Here is an 18,878-nt window from a genome sequence, read left to right on the forward strand (position 1 = left end):
GCGGAAGTTCATTTCTGCTTGATGGAAGAGTGCCTGTCGTCCACGGAAGCTGTCAAGAGGGCCCTGCCGAAAATTCAGCCGACGGCAGTAGGTTGGCGGCGTGCGATTGAGAGTGGAGTTCACGACCGAACCGTTCGACCTCGACGAGGCCCCGCCCCATGCCCTGGTGGCCCGTGAGGTGATCCAGAAGGCCCCGCTGGACACCGTCGACGTGGGCCCGTTCGGCAACACGGCCGAGGGTGACGTCGACGCGGTCCTGACCGCCGTCGACGCGATGCTGCGCCAGACCCTGGGGGCGGGCGCCACCCGCGTCTCGCTCCAGGTCAACGTGATCGGTGAACCGGGGGAGCCGCGCGAGCCGGGGGAGGCGGATAAGTGACCGTTTTCGGGGACGACCCCTTCGTCACCGCGGTCAAGCCGCTGGTGGACGCCATGGGCGGCACGATGATGCCGCCCGACCAGGCGGGGGCCGACGACGTGGTCCTGGCCTGGGAGGGCGAGGACGTGGTGGCCGTGAAGCTGCCGCAGCTCGCCGACTCCCTGGACCACATCCTGCTCGCCCTGGAGCGCAAGCGGGGCCGGCCCCTCGCCGAGCTCGACCGGAAGGCGAAGCAGGAGGTCGTGCGGATTCTGGAGGCGCGCGGCGCGTTCGCCGTGCGGCACGGCGTCGAGACGGTCGCGGGCGCGCTCGGCGTCTCCCGCTTCACCGTCTACAACTACCTGAACAGGGAGAGCGCCGCGAAGGGCGAATGATCCCCGTCCGTCCCACGAATGATCCACGTCCGTCCCCCGCCGCGCGATCACGCTGCGCGGCCGAGCCGTCACCCGTCCAGCCGGGTGGCGGCTTCTTTGTTCAAGTTATTTCAACAAACTGTTGACGCCGTGTTCTTCAAGGTCTTAGCTGTTCCGCAGCCCGTCCAGCACAAGGCCACGGAGGCTCCCGTGACTTCGAGTAAGACGCCGGGCATCGCCCGGTTCAATGCCTTGCCGGAGGCCGCGGCCACCGCCGCCCTCCATGAGGCCTGTGCCTCTTCGGCGTGGGGGAGCAGACTGCTCGCCCAGCGCCCCTACGCCACCGTCGAAGCCCTCTTCGCCGCGAGCGACGCCGCCATGGCGGAGCTCACCGCGGACGATCTCGCCGAGGCGATGGCGGGGCATCCGCCGATCGGCCGCCCGAAGCCGGGAGACCCGACCTCGTCCCGTGAACAGCGGGGCATGGCCGGCGCCTCCGAGGAGCTCAAGGCCGAGATGCTCGAACTGAACCTGGCCTACCAGGAGAAGTTCGGTCACGTCTTCCTGATCTGCGCCACCGGCCGCACCGGTGAGCAGATGCGGGACGCGGTCAAGGAACGGATCGGCAGCTCGCCCGAGCAGGAGCGGGAAATCGTCCGCGCCGAACTGGGCAAGATCAACCGCATCCGTCTGACCCGCCTCCTGGAACAGGAATCAGCATGAGTACGGAAACCACCGCCTCGGTGTCCACGCACATCCTGGACACCAGCGTCGGACGCCCCGCCGCGGGCGTCGCCATCTCCCTGTCGGCCCGCAGCGGCTCCGGCGAGAAGTGGCAGGAGCTCGGCGGCAGCGCGACCGACGCCGACGGACGCTGCAAGGACCTGCCGGCGCTGCCGGAGGGCACCACCCACGTACGCCTCGACTTCGAGACCGAGGCGTACTTCCTGAAGTCGAAGAACCAGCAAGCCGAGGCGCAGCAGGACGCCCCCGCGAATCGGGACAGCGGCACGACCGGAGCGTTCTTCCCGGAGGTGGCGATCACGTTCGCCGTCACGCCGGGCGAGCACTACCACGTACCGCTGCTGCTCAACCCGTTCGGCTACTCCGTTTACCGAGGGAGCTAGCAGACATGCCCACCATTCTGGGACAGAACCAGTACGGCAAGGCTGAGAACCGGGTCGTAAAGATCACGCGGGACGGCGACACCCACCACATCAAGGACCTGAACGTCTCCGTCGCCCTCTCCGGCGACCTGGACGACGTCCACTACAACGGCTCGAACGCCAACTGCCTGCCGACGGACACGACGAAGAACACCTGCTTCGCGTTCGCCAAGGAGTACGGCATCGACTCCGCCGAGCAGTACGGCATCCACCTCGCCCGGCACTTCGTGGACAGCCAGCCCTCGATCCACCGCGCGCGGATCCGGATCGAGGAGTACTCCTGGGCGCGCATCGGCGGCTCCGACAGCAACGCCAAGTTCATCGGCGCCGACGAGGTCAACCACTCCTTCGTCCGCCAGGGCCAGGAGACGCGGCTCGCCCAGATCACCTACGACGGCGAGAAGTTCGAGGTCCTCTCGGGTCTGAAGGACCTGACCGTGATGAACAGCACCAACTCGGAGTTCTGGGGCTTCATCAAGGACAAGTACACGACGCTCAAGGAGGATTACGACCGCATCCTCGCCACCTCCCTGTCCACCTGGTGGCGGCACAACTGGACCAGCGACGAGCAGCGCATGCCGAGCTGGGAGCGGTCGTACGAGCAGGCCAAGAAGCACATCCTGCACGCCTTCGTGGAGACCTACTCGCTGTCGTTGCAGCAGACGCTCTACCAGATGGGCTCGCGGGTCATCAACAACCGCAGCGAGATCGACGAGATCCGCTTCTCCGCGCCCAACAAGCACCACTTCCGTCAGGACCTCTCGCCCTTCGGCCTCGACAACGAGGCCAAGGACGGAGCCGTCTACTACGCCGCCGACCGCCCCTACGGCCTCATCGAGGCCACCATCCTGCGGGACGGCGTCGAGCCGAAGATCCCGGTCGACATGACCAACCTCTGACGCGGGACGCGCGCCCCCGCCCCACCGCAGCGGGCGGGGGCGCGCCACACCGGAGGGAACAGCAATGGCACAGCCTGCATCGGGGCCGGCAGAAGGCCCGTGTTCCACCCCATCGGAGATGACAGCGGGAACGGAGCCGACGAAAGACGCGTCAGCCCTCGACTGTCACCCGGTGGACGAGAAGCTCCACCCCTCGCGGCTCGTCCCCGCCGCGCTCCAGCACATCGCCGCCATGTACGCGGGCGTGGTCACCCCTCCGCTGATCATCGGCCAGGCCTGCGGCCTGGACACCGTGGCACAGACCCGGCTGATCGCCGCCGGACTGCTCATCGCCGGTCTCGCCACCATCCTTCAGACCCTCGGGGTCAAGGGCTTCGTCGGCAACCGCCTGCCGTTCGTGAACGCCGCCTCCTCGGCGGGCATCGCGCCCATCCTCGCCATCGCCGAGACCAACGCCAAGGGCGGGCAACTCCCCGCCATCTACGGCGCGGTGATGGTCGCCGGTGTCTTCTGCCTCGTCATAGGCCCCTTCTTCGGCCGGCTACTGCGCTTCTTCCCGCCGCTGGTCACCGGGGTCGTCATCACCCTCATCGGCGTCACGCTGATGCCCGTGCCCGTGAAGTGGGCGCAGGGCGGCGACGACACCGACCCGACCTTCGGCGACATGAAGTACCTCGCGCTCGCCGCCTTCACGCTCGTCGTGATCCTGGTCTTCCAGCGCTTCGGCCGCGGCTTCCTCAAGCAAGTCGCCCTGCTCGCGGGCATGTTCATCGGCACGCTGGCCGCCATCCCGTTCGGCATGGCGGACTTCACCTCCGTGCAGTCCGCGCCGCTGGCCGCGCTGCCCACGCCGTTCGCCTCCGGGGCGCCCACCTTCCAGCCCGCCGCGATCCTCTCGCTCTGCATCGTGATGCTGGTCCTGATGACCGAGTCCTCGGCCGGCATGCTCGCCCTCGGCGAGATCTGCGAGCGCAGGACCGACGGCAGGACCATCACCCGCGGGCTGCGCACCGACGGCATCGCCACCCTGGTCGGCCCCGTCTTCGGCGGCTTCCCGACCTCCGCCTTCGCGCAGAACGTCGGCGTGGTCTCGCTGACCCGCGTACGCAGCCGCTACGTCGTCGCCGTCGCCGGTGGCGCGCTCATCGTCCTCGGCGCCTTCCCGGTGCTCGGCGCGGTCGTCAACGTGGTCCCCATGCCGGTGCTCGGCGGCGCGGGCATCGTCCTCTTCGGCTCCATCGCGGTCAGCGGCATCCGTACGCTCTCCGAGGCGGGCCTCGACGACAGCTCCAACATCATCCTGGTGGCCGTGTCGCTCGGAGCGGGCATCATCCCGCTCGCCGCGCCCACCTTCTACGCGGAGTTCCCCGCCTGGGCGCAGACCGTCCTCGGCTCCGGCATCAGCGCCGGCGCACTGGTCGCCGTCTCGCTCAACCTGTTCTTCCACCATCTCGGCACCCGTGGCTCCTCGGCCGCGGCACTCAAATCTTCCTAGGGTCATGCCGTGCCCGCATCGCAGCGCCACGAGTAGAAGAGGAAGCACCATGGCAGCATCGGCACCCCAGGAAGGCGCCGTCCGGCGCCTCGTCATCGAGAACGCCGCCATCGCGACGGTCGACGCCCACGACACCGAGTACGCCTCGGGGTACGTGGTCGTCGCGGGCAACCGGATCGAGTCCATCGGCGCCGGAAAGGCCCCCGAGGGCCTTCAGGGCGTCATACGCCGCGTGGACGCCACCGGCCACCTCGTCACCCCCGGCCTGGTCAACACCCACCACCACTTCTACCAGTGGATCACCCGGGGCCTGGCCACCGACCACAACCTGTTCAACTGGCTGACGGCGCTGTACCCGACGTGGGCGCGCATCGACGAGCAGATGACGTACGCCGCCGCGCAGGGCTCCCTCGGCATGATGGTCCGCGGCGGTGTCACCACCGCCATGGACCACCACTACGTCTTCCCCCGCGGCTCCGGCGACCTCTCCGGGTCGATCATCCGCGCCGCCTCCGAGATGGGCGTCCGGTTCACCCTGGCCCGCGGCTCCATGGACCGCAGCGAGAAGGACGGCGGCCTGCCGCCGGACTTCGCCGTGGAGACCCTGGAGGGGGCGCTCGCCGCGACCGAGGAGACGGTCGAGCGGCACCACGACGCGTCCTACGACGCGATGACGCAGGTGGCCGTGGCCCCCTGCTCGCCGTTCTCCGTGTCCACCGAACTCATGAAGCAGGGCGCCGAGTTGGCCCGCCGACTGGGCGTACGGCTGCACACCCACGGCAGCGAGACGGTCGAGGAGGAGAAGTTCTGCCACGAGCTCTTCGGCATGGGCCCGACCGACTACTTCGAGTCGACCGGCTGGCTCGGCGATGACGTGTGGATGGCGCACTGCGTCCACATGAACGACTCCGACATCGCCGCCTTCGCCCGCACCGGTACGGGCGTGGCCCACTGCCCCTCGTCCAACGCGCGCCTGGCGGCCGGCATCGCCCGCGTCCCCGACATGCTGAGGGCGGGCGTCCCCGTCGGCCTCGGCGTCGACGGCACCGCCTCCAACGAGTCCGGCGAACTCCACACCGAGCTGCGCAACGCCCTGCTGATCAACCGCCTCGGTGCGCACAGGGAAGCCGCGCTCAACGCCCGCCAGGCCCTGCGCCTCGGCACCTACGGCGGCGCCCAAGTCCTCGGCCGGGCCACGCAGATCGGCTCCCTGGAGGCCGGCAAGCTCGCCGACCTCGTCCTCTGGAAGATCGACGGCATCGGGCACGCCTCGATCGCCGACCCGGTGACCGCCGTCGTCTTCGGCGCGGCGGCCCCGGTCACACTCTCCCTCGTCAACGGTGAACCGGTCGTCGAGAACGGCCGCCTGCTCCACGCCGACGAGGACGCCATAGCCCGCTCCACGCGGGACGAGGCGCAGCGACTCGCGCGGATCGCCGCCGGGAGCTGACAACGAGAACTCCGGTCGGGGGGGACGGCCCCCGACCGGACTTGAGCAGCCGAGCGGGCTGCTCAAGTGCCGCCCCGGGAACGTGGCCCAAAGCTTCACGTTCCCGGGGCGGTCAGCACTACCTGGGCGCATTCCCACAACCGAATACCGAGCGTTCCCCGCACCACGCACCACCTCCCAGAAGCGAAAAGCGCCGGTGTCCAGCCGGTACTGGAAAACAACCGGAGGAGCCACAGTGGCCACTCAGCCCAGGTTCACCAAGCAGGGCACCACCCCGGAGCCGTCCGACAGCGACGGCGAAGCCTCCATACCTCCACCCGTGCACCCGGTCGACGAGAAGCTTCCGCCCCTGAAGATGGCCACCACCGGCCTTCAGCACGTGGCCGCCATGTACGCGGGCGTCGTCGCACCGCCGCTCATCGTCGGCGCCGCTGTCGGCCTCTCCGCGAAGGAACTCACCTTCCTGACCGGCGCCTGCCTCTTCACCGCGGGCCTCGCGACCTTCCTCCAGACGCTCGGCATCTGGAAGATCGGCGCCCGGCTGCCCTTCGTCAACGGCGTCACGTTCGCCGGTGTCGCCCCCATGCTCGCCGTCGTCGACTCCACCAAGGACAAGGACGACGCGCTGCCGATCATCTTCGGCGCGGTGATCGTCGCCGGCGTCCTCGGCTTCATCGCCGCCCCGTTCTTCTCCAAGATGGTGCGGTTCTTCCCGCCGGTGGTCACCGGCACGGTCATCACGCTCATCGGCATCTCGCTGATGCCGGTCGCCTTCGGCTGGGCGCAGGGTCCGGTGCCGGGCGCCGACGACTACGGCTCGATGAAGAACCTCGGCCTCGCGGGCATCACCCTCGTCGTCGTGCTGCTGCTGCGCCGCTTCACCACCGGCTTCGTCAAGCAGATCGCGGTCCTGCTCGGCCTGGTCGTCGGCACGCTCATCGCGATCCCGTTCAACGCCACGGACTTCAGCCCGATCGGCGAGGCGGACATCGTCGGCTTCCCGTCGCCCTTCCACTTCGGCGCCCCGCAGTTCGCGGCCGCCGCGATCGTCTCGCTCTGCGTCGTCATGGTCGTCTCGATGACGGAGTCCACGGCCGACATGCTCGCCCTCGGTGAGATCGTCGACCGTCCCGCCGACGAGAAGACGATCGCCGCGGGTCTGCGCGCCGACTGTCTCGGCTCGGCCGTCAGCCCGCTCTTCAACGGCTTCATGTGCAGCGCCTTCGCCCAGAACATCGGCCTGGTCGCGATGACCAAGATCCGCAGCCGGTACGTCGTGGCCGTCGGCGGCGGCTTCCTCGTCCTGATGGGCCTCTGCCCGATGGCCGCCTCGCTGATCGCGGTCGTGCCGCGTCCGGTGCTCGGCGGCGCGGGTGTGGTGCTCTTCGGCTCGGTCGCGGCGAGCGGCATCCAGACGCTGGTCAAGGCCAACCTGGAGAAGGACAACAACGTCCTGATCGTGGCCGTCTCGCTGGCCGTCGGTCTGATCCCGATCGCGGCGCCGGAGTTCTACCACGCGTTCCCGGAGACCGCGAAGATCATCCTCGACTCGGGCATCTCCACGGGCTGCGTGGCGGCCGTCCTCCTGAACCTGGTCTTCAACCACATCGGCAAGGGCCGCGAGGACGACGACGTCACGGCGCCGATGGAGGGCGGCGGGGCCATCGCCGAACAGCGCACGCACTCCTCACACAAGGGGTCTTCCGCTGCCGGGGTGCACTGACGTAACGTCGTGGCGCCGTCGACCGTATGGCGGAAGTTACTTTCCAGTCGGTTACGTTGGCCCTGTTCCGCGTCTCAGTGAACTCCCATGGAACGGGGCCGGCTTCCGGCGTCACGCAACGGAAGAAGCGCCATCCATGAGTTCTGAAGCGAAGACCGCGGACGCGAGCGCCGCCGCCCCCGAGGTCCACCCGGTCGACGAGATCCTGCCGCCGGGCCGCATGCTCGTCGCCAGCCTCCAGCACGTCGCCTCCATGTACGCGGGCGCGGTCTCCGTCCCGCTCGTCGTGGCCGTCGCGGCGAAGATGTCACCGGGGGACACGGCCGTACTCATGGGCGGCAGCCTCCTGATGGCGGGCGTCGCGACCCTGCTCCAGACGCTCGGCATCGGCAACTTCATCGGCTCACGGCTGCCCTTCGTCAACGGCGTCTCGTTCGCGGGCGTCGGCGTGATGCTGACGATCATCGCCACACAGGGCGGCGTCGAGGCGGGCATGCCGATCGTCTTCGGCGCCATCATCGTCTCCAGTCTCTTCGGGCTTGTGGTCAGCTCGTACTTCTCACGGCTCGTCCGGTTCTTCCCGCCCGTCGTGACGGGCTCCGTCATCACCCTGATCGGCGTCTCGCTGATCCCCATCGCCTACGACTGGATCGTCGACGACTCGGCGAGCGGCACCCCGGAGCCCAGGAGCATCGGACTCGCGGGCGCCACGGTCCTGGTCATGCTGCTGCTCCAGCGGTTCACGCGCGGCTTCCTCAAGCAGATCAGCATGCTCTTCGCACTGGTCTTCGGAACGCTGCTCGCCATCCCCATGGGCCTCGCCGACTTCCCGAAGCTGGACGGCGCCGCCGCGGTCGGCATCCCGTCCCCGCTGCACTTCGGCGCCCCGCAGTTCAACCTTCCCGCGATCATCTCGATGTGCGTCGTGATGCTGGTGATCCTCACCGAGTCGACCGCCGACATGATCGCCCTGGGCAAGATCGTCGACCGTGAAGTCGACGAGAGGACCATCGCCCGCGGCCTGCGCGCCGACGCGCTCGGCTCCGCGCTCAGCCCCCTCTTCAACGCCTTCCACGCCAGCGCGTTCGCCCAGAACATCGGCCTGGTCGTGATCTCCAAGGTGCGCAGCCGCTTCGTCGTCGCGCTCAGCGGCGCCATCCTCGTCCTGATCGGCCTCAGCCCGGCCGCGGCGGCGCTGATCTCGGTCGTCCCGATGCCGGTGCTCGCCGCCGTCAGCCTCTTCCTCTTCGGCTCGATCGCCGTCAGCGGCATCCAGACGCTGCTCCAGGCGGATCTGCACCGCGGCGACAACGCCCTCATCGTGGTCGTCACCCTGGGCGCGGGCCTGGCTCCCGCCCTGTCCGACGGCTTCTACGACGCGTTCCCCGCCTGGGCCCAGATCGTCCTCGGCTCCGGCATCTCCACGGGCTGCCTGCTCGCCGTGGCGCTGAACCTCGTCTTCAACCACCTGGGCAAGAAGGCGGGTCCGGCCCCCGCGACGGCGGACGCCGAAGCCGCCGTCACGCACTGAGAGCCCGTGTCCGGAGCCGAAGCGGTCAGGGCCGGTCGTGCCAGGCGAACGCCGAGATGCGCCAGCCCTCGGGGGTGCGGACGAACTGGATGGTCTTGGTGCCGCCGCCCTCGAACGGCTTGCCCTCCAGGAGTCCGGCCTTGGCGTACTCACCGAAGCGTGAGGCGACGCCACCGGTGATGTCCGTCCGCGCGGAGGTCTCCCACTCGGAGAACTCGGTCACCCGGCCGCCCTCGGCAAGGAGCTCCTCGCGCGGCCCGATGAACTCCTCCACGGTGAACGCGTGGTACTCCGGCGCGGTCACGACGATGACGCCGCCCGGCAGCATCAGCCGGCGGATCCGGGCGACGTCGGCGGTCTTCCCGTCACGGTTGTCGAAGGAGCCGAAGAACTCGGCTGTGAGCGCGTCTATCTCGGCCTGGGACATGCCGGGACAGTACACCGCCCGTCATCGCGCACGGCGGCCGAGTCGGCGAATCCGCCGCGGTCCTCGTCGACCCGGCCGGCCGGTCAGCCGATGCGGTACGAGTCCCCGTACACCTTCCACTCCAGCGGAGTGTTCAGGCCGAGGTTCCGCTTCCGCACGAACACCCGCTGGGCGGTGTCGACCCGGCTGGTGTCCTCGTGCGCCTCCTCCTGCTTCATCGCCCAGACGCGCGCGTCGAGGAAGGCGTTCAGGTACGACACCTCGTCACCGCCCCGCGCCGGCGGCGCGGCCGAACGCAGCGCGCGCTTACGGATGTTGCGGAAGCTGGTGGGGTCGCCGCCGTCGCCGTGCATCACGATGGCGTCGTAGTAGCAGAACTGGCCCAGCACACCGATGCCGTCCGCCTTGCCCTGCTTGACCGCCGGGTTGAAGTAGACGCGGTCGCGCTCGTCGTTCTGCGCCTGCTGGAAGGCCGGGTCCTCGGCGGCCCGCTCCCAGTCGCGCTTGTAGTGGGGGTCGAGCCCGTCGTGCGAGTCCGTCCCGTCGACCTCGCGCAGCGCGGGCAGGTACGTGGCGAGGACGTTGCCGGGCTTGCGCCGGGTGTACAGCTCGACGAGGTCGAGCATGTCGCCGGTGCCGGAACAGAAGCCGATGATGCCCGCGGTGTAGCCGCGGCCGTCACCGATGTCCTCGCAGTAGCGGTAGTAGCGCTTCCAGTCGAGGCTGGAGTTCTCGGCGCTGCAGATCAGCTTCATGGCGATCTCCTTCTTCGCCGGATCGTCGAGCCCGGCGGCCCGCGCGGAGGTCTGCCCGGCGGACGCCGTCCGCGTGGCGATGACCGGGCCCGCGACGACGGTGGCGCCGAGGAGGGCGAGCAGGGTGCGGCGCGAGGTGAGCGAGGCGTGCGAGGCGTGCGGGGGGTGGGGGGTTTGCACGAGGGCCTCCAGGGTGGGGAGTTCGTCGATCCGCGTACTGTTAGGAAGGTTTCCTACCAGAGATTCGGTGTGACGTATACCCGTCAAGCGGAGGTCGGCGGGGGTGCCCGGGCCGCTAGCCACGTCATCACGTCGTCGCGTTGATCATCCAGTGGGTGAAGGCGGCGTAGCGCTCGGCGGATTCGGCGGCCCCGTCGGCGTGCTCGACCGCGGCGGAGTGCTCGCGGACCCGCTCGAACCGGGAGCGGCGGGCGCTCTCGTAGCGGGCGAGGGCGGCGGCCGTGCCGGACCCGCTCGCCAGTTCGGCGCGGAGCACTCCGGCGTCCTCGATGCCCAGGGTGCCGCCCGCCGCGATGTGCGGGGACAGGCCGTGCGCGGCGTCCCCGATCAGCGCGACCCGGGCGGTCGTCCAGCGCGGCAGCTCGGGGACGAGCATGATCTGATTCTCCAGGATGGACTCCTCGGGCGTCGAAGCGATCATCTCCAGAAGCTCGTCGTGCCAGCCGGACTCGGCCACGTTGCGGGCCCGCCGCAGGGCGCGGTCCCGCTTGCCGCCGACCAGTTCACCGGCGTCGAACTGGCCGATCCACCACATGGTCTGGCCCTGCGCCACCCGCGTGTAGCCGCCTCGGGTCCGCGCGGGGCCGATCGTGACGAACGTGCCCTCCGGCCGCTCGTTCCCGGAGGGCACCACGGCCCGCCAGGCGTAGTTGCCCGCATGCGCGACCGCCGCGCTGCCGGGCACCAGGGAGGCGCGCACGTCGGAGTACACGCCGTCCGCGCCGATCAGCAGATCCGCCCGCAGCGGCGCACCGTCGGCGACGTGCACTTCCACGTGTGTGTCGTGCTCGGTGAAGCCGGTGACGTGTGTCCCCAGGCGGATCTGGTCCTTGCCGACGGTGTCGGCGAGGAGGTTGTTCAGGTCCGGCCTCGGCACCATCAGGAACTGGTGGGCGGCCGGGTCGTAGCCGGCCGCGCGCATCGGATGTCCGGCGGCGTCGAAGAACCAGGCGTCGACGGTCTCGCCCATGCGCCGGACGTCGTCGCCGACGCCGAGGACGTCCAACTCCCGCAGCGCGTTGGGCCACAGGCCGATGCCGGCCCCCGCGGCCCGCACCTGCGGAGCGTGCTCCAGCACGATGACCTCATGCCCGATCAGCCGCAGCGAGGCCGCGGTGGTGAGCCCGACCAGACCCGCTCCCACGATCACAGTGCGCATCGTTCCTCCTCTTGCCGTCCGGTGTGTGCCGCTCTCCTCATGCGGCAAAGTTAACACTAACCGTTAGTGTTTTATAACCGATGCACGTTCCTAACGGTTATTGCCTTGGTTGGACGGACGGCCGGCCGGCCGGGTCAGGGCTGGGTTTCGAGCCACTCCCGGAACGTGGGGCCGGCGAGCTCGGCGTGCGGGCCCGGCAGGAACCCGCCGGCCGCCGCGATCTCGGCATCGGGCATGCCGGAGCCGTCGACCGCCACCACCTCGATGCCCCGGCGGGCGCCGAGGAGTTGGGCCGCTTCGGCCAGGGTCTCCCTGCGGGGTCCGGCGACCTCGGGGATCGGCGCACCGGGGCCCGGCTGCGCGGCGTGGGGGTCGATGGCCAGGTCGGCCAGCGTCTCGGCCACGGTGCGGCAGGCCACGAGCTGCGTGGGCAGGGCGGGGACGTAGGCGACGTCGCCCTGCCGCCAGTCCAGGACCTGACCGACGAACTCGTGGAACTGCGCGGCCCGCAGGATGCGGGCGGGCAGCGGGCCGGACAGATTGACCTCCTCGTGCACCTGCTGGGCGGCGAGGAAACCGGCGGTGGCCTTGTCCGCGCCGATGATGGACACGGCGACGATCCGCTCGGCTCCCGCGCGGCGGCCGGCCTCGTGCAGGTTGCCGGTGGCGGTACGGAAGAAGTCCGTGGCGGCCTCCTGGTCTGAGGCGTGCCATGACGCGACGTCGATGATGACGTCGACACCGATGAGCGCGTCGGCCAGGCCCTTGCCGGTGATCACGTCCACGCCGGTGGCACGGGACATCGGCACGACCGTGTGCCCCCGTTCCGTGAGAACGTCCACGACGTGGCGTCCCAGCCGACCGGTCGCTCCTGCCACGGCGAACTTGCTGCTGCTCATGTTCCCTGCCCTTCTCGATGCGTACGCACGGCGTCCTGACACACACGAGACGTCGGCCCCCCGTCGCCCGTAACACCGGCGGCGGTGTGACGCAGGCCACCCGTCGCGAGTGTTACGGGCGACTCGGCACCGACGTCTCATGCACGGACCATGGCTGCGCATGGCGGGGGAGCGGACGGACGGGAGCTGGGATGAGCGAGTGCGGGGGACGGACGGCGGACACGCCCGAGCCGCTGGACGGCGCTGCCCGGGCGGCGGTGCCGGACGCCGCCACCGAGGTGTTCGTGGCCCACCGCAATCTGTTGTTCACCGTCGCCTACGAGATCCTCGGTTCGGCCGCCGACGCCGAGGACGTACTACAGGAGGCCTGGCTGCGGTGGACGGCCGTCGATCCGGCGACGGTGCGGAAGGAACGTGCGTACCTGGTGCAGATCGTCACCCGTCAGGCGCTCGACCGGATGCGCGCGCTCGGCCGGCGCAAGGAGGCGTACGTCGGCCCGTGGCTGCCCGAGCCCTTGCTGACCGCGCCGGATGTGGCCGAGGACGTCGAACTGGCCGACAGCATCTCGATGGCGATGCTGCTGGTCCTTGAGACGCTCACGCCGGTCGAACGCGCGGTCTTCGTGCTCCGCGAGGTATTCGACCTCGCGTACGACGAGATCGCCGAAGCCGTCGGCAAGAGCCCCGCGGCGGTCCGCCAACTCGCCTACCGGGCACGGGCGCACGTCGCCGCACGCCGGCCACGCGGCACGGCCTCCCCGGCCCAGACCCGGGCCGCGCTCCACGCCTTCCAACAGGCGGTGGAGACCGGGGAGTTGCAGAGCCTGCTCGACATCCTCGCCCCCGACGTCGTCGCCCTGAGCGACGGCGGCGGGGTCCGGCACGCCCTGCTGCGGCCCATCGTGGGCGCGGACAAGGTCGCCCGCCTCCTGGCCGGCGGCTGGTGGAGGCGCGACGCCGCGAGGTCGCTGGAGCCGGTACAGATCAACGGCGGCCCAGCCCTCCTCGTCCGGGTCGAAGGGCAGGTCGACGGCGTCGTGGCCGTGCGCGTCGAGGACGGCTGGGTCACAGGCGCCTACCACGTCCGCAACCCCGACAAGCTGTCGCGTGTGACCCGGGAGGCCGCCGTCAGCCGCTGATCCCGCGAGTCGGCGGATCGAGCGCGGCGATGGTCTCGGCCAGCCACGCCTTCTCCTCCCGGCCGGTGGCACGGGCGATCCGCAGCATGCCCCGGCGGAACGGATCCGGCGCGTCCTCCGCGCGCACGGGTTCCCCGTCCCGGTAGAAGAAGCTCGCCGGGGCGTCGAGGAAGGCCTGGCGGCGGCGGAGCACCGCGGCCTGCTCCGCCGGGTCGGGCAGGTGCCGCAGGAACGCGAGCAGGGTGAAGAACCGCTGCCCGTCGGTGATCTCCACGTCCTTGGGTTCCCGCAGCCGCGCGAGCAGCCGCGTACGGCCCGCCCCGGTGAGGGAGAGGACCCGGCGGGGCGCGGCGCCACTGCCGGGTTCGCTGCGCTGCTCGACGAGGCCGGCCTTGGCCAGCCGGTTGATCGCCGGGTAGAGGGCGCCGTCGCTCACCGGCCGGATGTGGCCGTTCAGGTCCTGGATGCGGGCCTTGAGGTCGTAACCGTGCAGGGCTTCCTCGTGGAGGAAGCCCAGAATCGTCAACTCCAGCACGTGCGGCGCTCCTTGTCCCTTGAACTCTCGGTCGTCGGCCCTTGTCCCTTCCCCGCGGATGATGCTATCTCTTTTCGCTGTACCTCGAATCGAGGTACAGCGAAAAGGGGGAAGGTCATGAGTGCGAAGGAGCACCGGCGGCGGCTGGTGTCGCTCGCCCTGCCGGTCTACTGCGAACTCCTGGCGGGAGTCGCGGCCGGGATCATCAACATGGTGTGGGTGGCGGGGCTCGGCGGGGACGCCGTCGCCGCGGTGGCCGTCGCCACGAACGTCGAGAACGTCCTGCTCGGGGTCATCCTCATGGCCGGTTCCGGTACGACGGTGCTGATGGCCCGTGCCCGTGGGGCGAAGGACGTGGCGGCGGCGCGGTCCGCGGTGCGCGGGGGCTGGGCGCTGTGGGCGCTGCTCACCCCCGTGGTCGCCGTCGGCGGCTACGTCTGCCGCGAGCCGCTCGCCCGTCTGGTCCTCGGCGACGGCGGCCGGGCGCCGCACCTCGCGGCGGAGTACTTCGCCGTCGCGCTGCCCGGCGTGGCGGTCTACTTCGCCACGAACGTCGTCGACGGAATCCTCAAGGGCTCGGGCGACACTCGTACGCCGATGCGGCTCTCCCTGCTCGCCAACGGGCTGATCCTCGTCCTGGACCCCCTGCTCATCCTCGGACTCGATCTCGGTGTGCGCGGGGCGGCGATCGCCACGGTCACCGGCCGTACGGTGGCGCTGATCTGCGGCTTGGCGGTGCTGCGCCGTTCGCTCCGCCGCTCGTGGCGCGGCCCGTCGAGGGTGGGGCGCCGACGCGGCGGGCTCCCGGCGGCCCGTGCGCTCGCCGCCGACGCGCGGCGGACGGCCGCGACCGGGCTGCCCATGTCCGCCGACTTCGTCGTCCGCATGGCCGGCTCGCTCGCGCTCGTCGCCGTCGTCGCCCGGATCGGCGTGGACGAGGTCGCCGCGTACGGCATCGCGACGAAGGTCATGTACGTCGCGACCATGGCGTTCTACTCCGTACGCCAGGCCGCCGCCATCCACACCGCCCACCTGCTGGGCGCCGGGCGCGACGAGTGGCGGGCGGTCGGCCGCCAGGCGCTCGTCGCCGCCGGGGCACTCGGCCTGGCGGCCGCCGTGACACTGCTCGCCGCCGCGCCCTGGATCATGCGGGCCTTCGGAGCCGGGGGCGAGGTGGCCGACGCCGGGGCGCTCCATCTGCGGTGTCTGGGGCCGTACTTGGTGCTGCTCGCGTGCTTCATCGGGGTGGCCGGTGCCTTCGAGGGCAGCGGCGGCAGTCCGGCCCTGGCCCGCGTCACGGCGTACGGCTCCGTCGTCCAACTGGCCCTGGGCCACGCGCTGGTGGGCTACGGGCTCCCCGGGATCTGCCTGGCCATGGCGTGTGCCGTCGCTCTCCAGTGCGCGGCGCTCGCTCGTCTCGGTCGCGGGAGGTCCGGATCAGCGCGGTGTTCGGATGCCGTCGATGATGGTTTCGACGATGTGGTCGGCCGACGTGAGGATGGCGCCGATCGAGTCGGCGGAGGCGAGCAGCTCCGGCAGTGACTCCGCGGCCTTCATTCCCGCGCTGCCCAGGTCGCCGCCTCGCGTGTGAGGAACACGAGGTCACTCGCCTCGACCGCACCGCCCGGCCCATCGGGCCGAGGCCGCGCCACTACGCTGGGAAGTACCCACTATTTCCTGCGGTACTTACCTTTCAGTAAGGGGACCAGTGATGGCCAAGGCGCCGAGACGCGGGCCTTACATCTGTGGCATCGACGCCGCGCTCGACGTGGTCAGCGGTAAGTGGAAGGGGCTGATCCTCTGGGAGCTCGACGCCCATCGCGTACGCCGCTTCGCCGAGCTCCGTCGCGGTCTGCCCGGAGTGAGCGAGAAGATGCTGACCCAGCACCTGCGTGAGTTGGAGGAGGACGGAGTGGTGCACCGGAAGGTCTATGCCGAGGTGCCGCCACGGGTGGAGTACTCCCTGACCGAGCACGGGCACACGCTCAACCAAGCGCTCGGGCCGCTCGGTGCCTGGGGCAGCGAACGGATACGCCGCGAGGGCTCCGACGTGGTCGACGTGGCCGAGCTCTCACGCGGCCAGTGACTGCTTTCGCACGCGGAACCGGAGCATCGTGACGGCGCCCGACCGGGTGTTGCCGAAAGGTTCCAGGTCGATCCTGCCGAGGGTCGAGGGCGAGAAGCGGACACCGTCGCCGAGTAGCACCGGCAGGACATACACCAGGATCTCGTCGACGAGCCCGCGCCGCAGGCACTGGGCGGCCACGTCGGCACCGAGGATCTCCAGGTTCCTGCCGCCCGCGGCGCCACGTGCCGTGGCAACGGCTTCCTCCAGCCCACAGGTGAGGAACGTGACGGTGGGGTCCGGTTCGCCGGGGGGCTCATGGGTGAGGACGAACTGTGGTCCCCCGTCGTAGGCGGTGTCCTGGTCGGCCATACGCTTGGCGACCTCGTACGTGCCCCGGCCGACGAGCATGGCGCCCGTGGCCGCCATGACCTCCGGGAACACGTCCGCAGTCAGGTACTCGGCGATCCAGTCCATCGCGTGGCCAGGGCCGGCGATGAAGCCGTCCAGCGACATCGCCCTGTTCACGACCACTTTGCCGGTGCCGGTGCTCACATCGCTCATGCGTACCCTCCAAGAATCCGGTCTACTCCGGGCGGGTGCTGCCGTTCGGGTACCAGGCCATCATGTCCGTGTACTCGGCAGGGACCTTGCCGTCGGAGGTGAGCCAGTCGGTCTCCCCCTGCTCCCATTCGAACGCGAGGTGTCGGGCCGCGAGTTCCTCGACGAGCTCGGTGGCGAGACGGGACGCCTCGAAGAGGTCCTGATCGGGGGTCTGGGAGCTGGCGGCGACGACGAGGCCACGGACTTCGGCGGAGTGGCCGTAGCGGAATGCCCCGTTCCCGAGCAGGTGGGGGTCTGTGTGGACGGCCACTCCATTGTTGTGACCGAGACGGCGGTGCGCTGAGGCCTTCGCCGCGGCCTTCGGGAGGAAGCCCCGGGCGTCGCTCCCGACGGTGATGGCGCCCAGGACGGCGTCGGCTTGGCCGACGCGGGCGTCTGCCGTCGGGTCGAGGATGACGAAACCCATCGCGAGCCGGGGGTACGGGCCGCGTGGGGCGTGGCCCGGCGTGGTGGTGGAGTTCCGGAGGATGCTCTCGGCGCGCCGTTCGCCCAAGGACTGGAGCAGGGACGTGAGTTCGGCGTCGTCCAGCATGTACGCATAGGGGTTTCGCCGCACTGCGGCCTGGACCTGCGGACTGTTGGGCACCGCTCTCTCCGATTCTGTGCTGCTGCGACGGTCGATGGTTCCGGTGACCGTTACGCGTGCGTTGGATGTCCGTTGCGTTCGCTATGTCGCTCTGTGTGCGTTCTGGGTCATTCCGCATGCGCCGCATGCTTTTCGCGTCCAGTAAGTACTTTCACGGTATTCGCGAGAACTTGGGTTCCGCGTCACTCGTGCGATATTTCGCGCCCTTGCGCGAGTACCGTCGGGCGGCGCCGGTGGAACGGCGGTCTCCGTGCCCGATGGGCGAATAGGTGACCTTTTCGGCGATGCCGTGCCAATTTCTTCGCCGGGTGGATCATGCCCGGCCATAGCGATCTTTGCAACGCCCGACCGCGGTGCCGTGCTCGCTGTGAGTGAGGTGGTATGCACTCTGAGCAGGGATGGTACGAGGGTTGGTGACTTCTCAACTTGGTGTGCGATCCGGTCCGTTGGCGTCCTGACCAGGCAAATGACCTTGACCCGCCGACGAAGTCTCGCCTAGTGTCCGGAACCGGCCCACAGGTATAGACCAACTTGTGGAGGCCTCGTCGAATTCCCGTAGTCGGCTGCTCCGTCCATGCTATGCAGCGTTTTCCACGCAACGCTGCGCCGACGAAACATAGGTAACGAAGGGGTTGTTCAGTTTGACCACGCAAGTGGTTTCCGAGTTGGCCCAGAAGTTCGCAGACGACGGATACGCCGTGGTGGGAGAAGTCATCTCGCCGGGTGATCTCGACGTCTACAGGGCGATCTACGACCGGCTCCTGAGCGGAGACATCGAGACCGGGGACAAGCGGTCCGACCTCGGCTCTCACGTCGCACGCAAGGAGGGGGTGCGCGAGAACATCACACAGATCATGTGGCCGTCCGCGCTCCATCCCCCTCTGCGTGAACTCCCGCTGCACAACAAGGCGTTGGCGGTCGCTCGCGAACTCATCGGGGACGACGCGGAACTCGACTTCGACATGATGATCCACAAGGATCCGCACACGGCTGTGGCGACCCCGTGGCACCAGGACGCGGCCTACTGGGTCGACATGCCCGACCGCCGCGCCGTCTCGATCTGGATAGCGATGGACGACGCGAGCCTGGACAACGGCTGCATGTGGTATGTCCAGGGCTCCCACAAGAAGCCGATCCGGCCGCACCGACCCACCAGCGACGGCAAGAACATCGAGTGCGACTGCTCGGAGGACGAGCCCGGCGCCACCCCCGTGCCCGTGCGGGCGGGCGAGGCAGTGGCGCACTCCGGGTCCACCCTGCACTACTCGCGAGGAAACACCACGAGCGGTACCCGCCGGGCGTACATCCTCAATTACCGGCCCGCGGCCATGATCCAGCTTGAACGCGAGCGAGGCGCCGATCACGGCCTGAACGAGAACGTGCGGCAGATCCGCAACTCCGACGCCCAGGACTGATCGCGCGGCGGAGGGCCGACGCCCCGTCCGCACACGCA

20 protein-coding genes are annotated in these 18,878 nt (G+C 69.7%); 13 read left to right on the forward strand and 7 right to left on the reverse strand.

The window, feature by feature from the left end; all coding sequences use genetic code 11:
• Positions 1-100 precede the first annotated feature (100 nt).
• From ACRAKF_RS30965 to ACRAKF_RS31005, 9 genes are all read left to right on the forward strand, one after another.
• Positions 101-379: a thiamine-binding protein gene (locus tag ACRAKF_RS30965; RefSeq protein ID WP_447040922.1), complete on the forward strand. Its 279-nt coding sequence runs from the start codon at positions 101-103 to the stop codon at positions 377-379.
• Positions 376-753 carry a helix-turn-helix domain-containing protein gene (locus ACRAKF_RS30970; protein WP_447040924.1) on the forward strand — a complete coding sequence of 126 codons (378 nt, stop codon included), beginning with the start codon at positions 376-378 and terminating at the stop codon, positions 751-753. The genes ACRAKF_RS30965 and ACRAKF_RS30970 overlap by 4 nt, the downstream gene beginning before the upstream one ends.
• Positions 754-942: 189 nt before the next feature.
• On the forward strand, positions 943-1,455 hold the full coding sequence (gene uraD, locus ACRAKF_RS30975) for a 2-oxo-4-hydroxy-4-carboxy-5-ureidoimidazoline decarboxylase (RefSeq protein ID WP_447040926.1): 513 nt from the start codon (positions 943-945) through the stop codon (positions 1,453-1,455).
• On the forward strand, positions 1,452-1,859 hold the full coding sequence (gene uraH, locus ACRAKF_RS30980; RefSeq protein ID WP_447040928.1) for a hydroxyisourate hydrolase: 408 nt from the start codon (positions 1,452-1,454) through the stop codon (positions 1,857-1,859). Before uraD ends, uraH begins: the two co-directional genes overlap by 4 nt.
• 5 nt (positions 1,860-1,864) lie before the next feature.
• Entirely contained in the window at positions 1,865-2,797 is a 933-nt protein-coding gene (gene pucL / locus ACRAKF_RS30985) for a factor-independent urate hydroxylase (RefSeq protein ID WP_447040929.1), read from the forward strand.
• 64 nt (positions 2,798-2,861) lie between these two features.
• Positions 2,862-4,292 (forward strand): nucleobase:cation symporter-2 family protein, encoded by a 1,431-nt coding sequence (locus ACRAKF_RS30990; RefSeq protein ID WP_447040930.1) that lies wholly within the window; start codon positions 2,862-2,864, stop codon positions 4,290-4,292.
• 49 nt (positions 4,293-4,341) lie between these two features.
• Positions 4,342-5,742, forward strand: coding sequence for an 8-oxoguanine deaminase (locus ACRAKF_RS30995; RefSeq protein WP_447040932.1), 1,401 nt, complete (start codon positions 4,342-4,344; stop codon positions 5,740-5,742).
• A 355-nt stretch (positions 5,743-6,097) separates the two neighbouring features.
• Positions 6,098-7,465 carry a nucleobase:cation symporter-2 family protein gene (locus tag ACRAKF_RS31000; RefSeq protein ID WP_447042257.1) on the forward strand — a complete coding sequence of 456 codons (1,368 nt, stop codon included), beginning with the start codon at positions 6,098-6,100 and terminating at the stop codon, positions 7,463-7,465.
• 136 nt (positions 7,466-7,601) lie between these two features.
• A complete protein-coding gene (locus tag ACRAKF_RS31005; RefSeq protein ID WP_447040933.1) occupies positions 7,602-8,996 on the forward strand; it encodes a nucleobase:cation symporter-2 family protein in 1,395 nt (464 codons plus the stop codon).
• 25 nt (positions 8,997-9,021) lie between these two features.
• On the opposite strand, the gene ACRAKF_RS31010 is transcribed toward ACRAKF_RS31005, so the two are convergent.
• From ACRAKF_RS31010 to ACRAKF_RS31025, 4 genes are all read right to left on the reverse strand, one after another.
• A complete protein-coding gene (locus ACRAKF_RS31010) occupies positions 9,022-9,423 on the reverse strand; it encodes a DUF4440 domain-containing protein (protein WP_447040934.1) in 402 nt (133 codons plus the stop codon).
• Positions 9,424-9,506: 83 nt separating this feature from the next.
• Positions 9,507-10,358 (reverse strand): chitosanase, encoded by an 852-nt coding sequence (locus ACRAKF_RS31015; RefSeq protein WP_447040936.1) that lies wholly within the window; start codon positions 10,356-10,358, stop codon positions 9,507-9,509.
• Between the two features lie 127 nt (positions 10,359-10,485).
• On the reverse strand, positions 10,486-11,577 hold the full coding sequence (locus ACRAKF_RS31020) for an FAD-dependent monooxygenase (RefSeq protein WP_447040937.1): 1,092 nt from the start codon (positions 11,575-11,577) through the stop codon (positions 10,486-10,488).
• A 134-nt stretch (positions 11,578-11,711) separates the two neighbouring features.
• Complete coding sequence (locus ACRAKF_RS31025; protein ID WP_447040938.1) at positions 11,712-12,476, reverse strand: SDR family oxidoreductase; 765 nt, start codon at positions 12,474-12,476, stop codon at positions 11,712-11,714.
• Positions 12,477-12,667: 191 nt separating this feature from the next.
• Between ACRAKF_RS31025 and ACRAKF_RS31030 the strand changes: the two genes are divergently transcribed.
• Entirely contained in the window at positions 12,668-13,615 is a 948-nt protein-coding gene (locus ACRAKF_RS31030) for an RNA polymerase sigma-70 factor (protein ID WP_447040939.1), read from the forward strand.
• Here the strand turns inward: ACRAKF_RS31030 and ACRAKF_RS31035 are convergent.
• Complete coding sequence (locus ACRAKF_RS31035; RefSeq protein ID WP_447040941.1) at positions 13,605-14,150, reverse strand: PadR family transcriptional regulator; 546 nt, start codon at positions 14,148-14,150, stop codon at positions 13,605-13,607. The genes ACRAKF_RS31030 and ACRAKF_RS31035 overlap by 11 nt on opposite strands.
• A gap of 117 nt (positions 14,151-14,267) precedes the next feature.
• On the opposite strand from ACRAKF_RS31035, the gene ACRAKF_RS31040 reads away from it, so the two are divergent.
• Both ACRAKF_RS31040 and ACRAKF_RS31045 read left to right on the forward strand, forming a co-directional pair.
• A complete protein-coding gene (locus ACRAKF_RS31040; RefSeq protein WP_447040942.1) occupies positions 14,268-15,692 on the forward strand; it encodes an MATE family efflux transporter in 1,425 nt (474 codons plus the stop codon).
• A gap of 169 nt (positions 15,693-15,861) precedes the next feature.
• Positions 15,862-16,236 (forward strand): winged helix-turn-helix transcriptional regulator, encoded by a 375-nt coding sequence (locus ACRAKF_RS31045; RefSeq protein ID WP_447040944.1) that lies wholly within the window; start codon positions 15,862-15,864, stop codon positions 16,234-16,236.
• Here the strand turns inward: ACRAKF_RS31045 and ACRAKF_RS31050 are convergent.
• Both ACRAKF_RS31050 and ACRAKF_RS31055 read right to left on the reverse strand, forming a co-directional pair.
• Positions 16,222-16,779, reverse strand: a complete 558-nt coding sequence (locus tag ACRAKF_RS31050; protein WP_447040946.1) for a dihydrofolate reductase family protein — start codon at positions 16,777-16,779, stop codon at positions 16,222-16,224. The genes ACRAKF_RS31045 and ACRAKF_RS31050 overlap by 15 nt on opposite strands.
• A 22-nt stretch (positions 16,780-16,801) precedes the next feature.
• On the reverse strand, positions 16,802-17,425 hold the full coding sequence (locus tag ACRAKF_RS31055; protein WP_447040947.1) for a hypothetical protein: 624 nt from the start codon (positions 17,423-17,425) through the stop codon (positions 16,802-16,804).
• A 641-nt stretch (positions 17,426-18,066) separates the two neighbouring features.
• Between ACRAKF_RS31055 and ACRAKF_RS31060 the strand changes: the two genes are divergently transcribed.
• The gene (locus ACRAKF_RS31060; RefSeq protein WP_447040949.1) at positions 18,067-18,840 is read left to right on the forward strand and encodes a phytanoyl-CoA dioxygenase family protein; all 774 of its coding nucleotides are present in this window, start codon (positions 18,067-18,069) and stop codon (positions 18,838-18,840) included.
• Positions 18,841-18,878 lie beyond the last annotated feature (38 nt).

It is taken from the genome of Streptomyces sp. DSM 118878 (assembly GCF_052936595.1).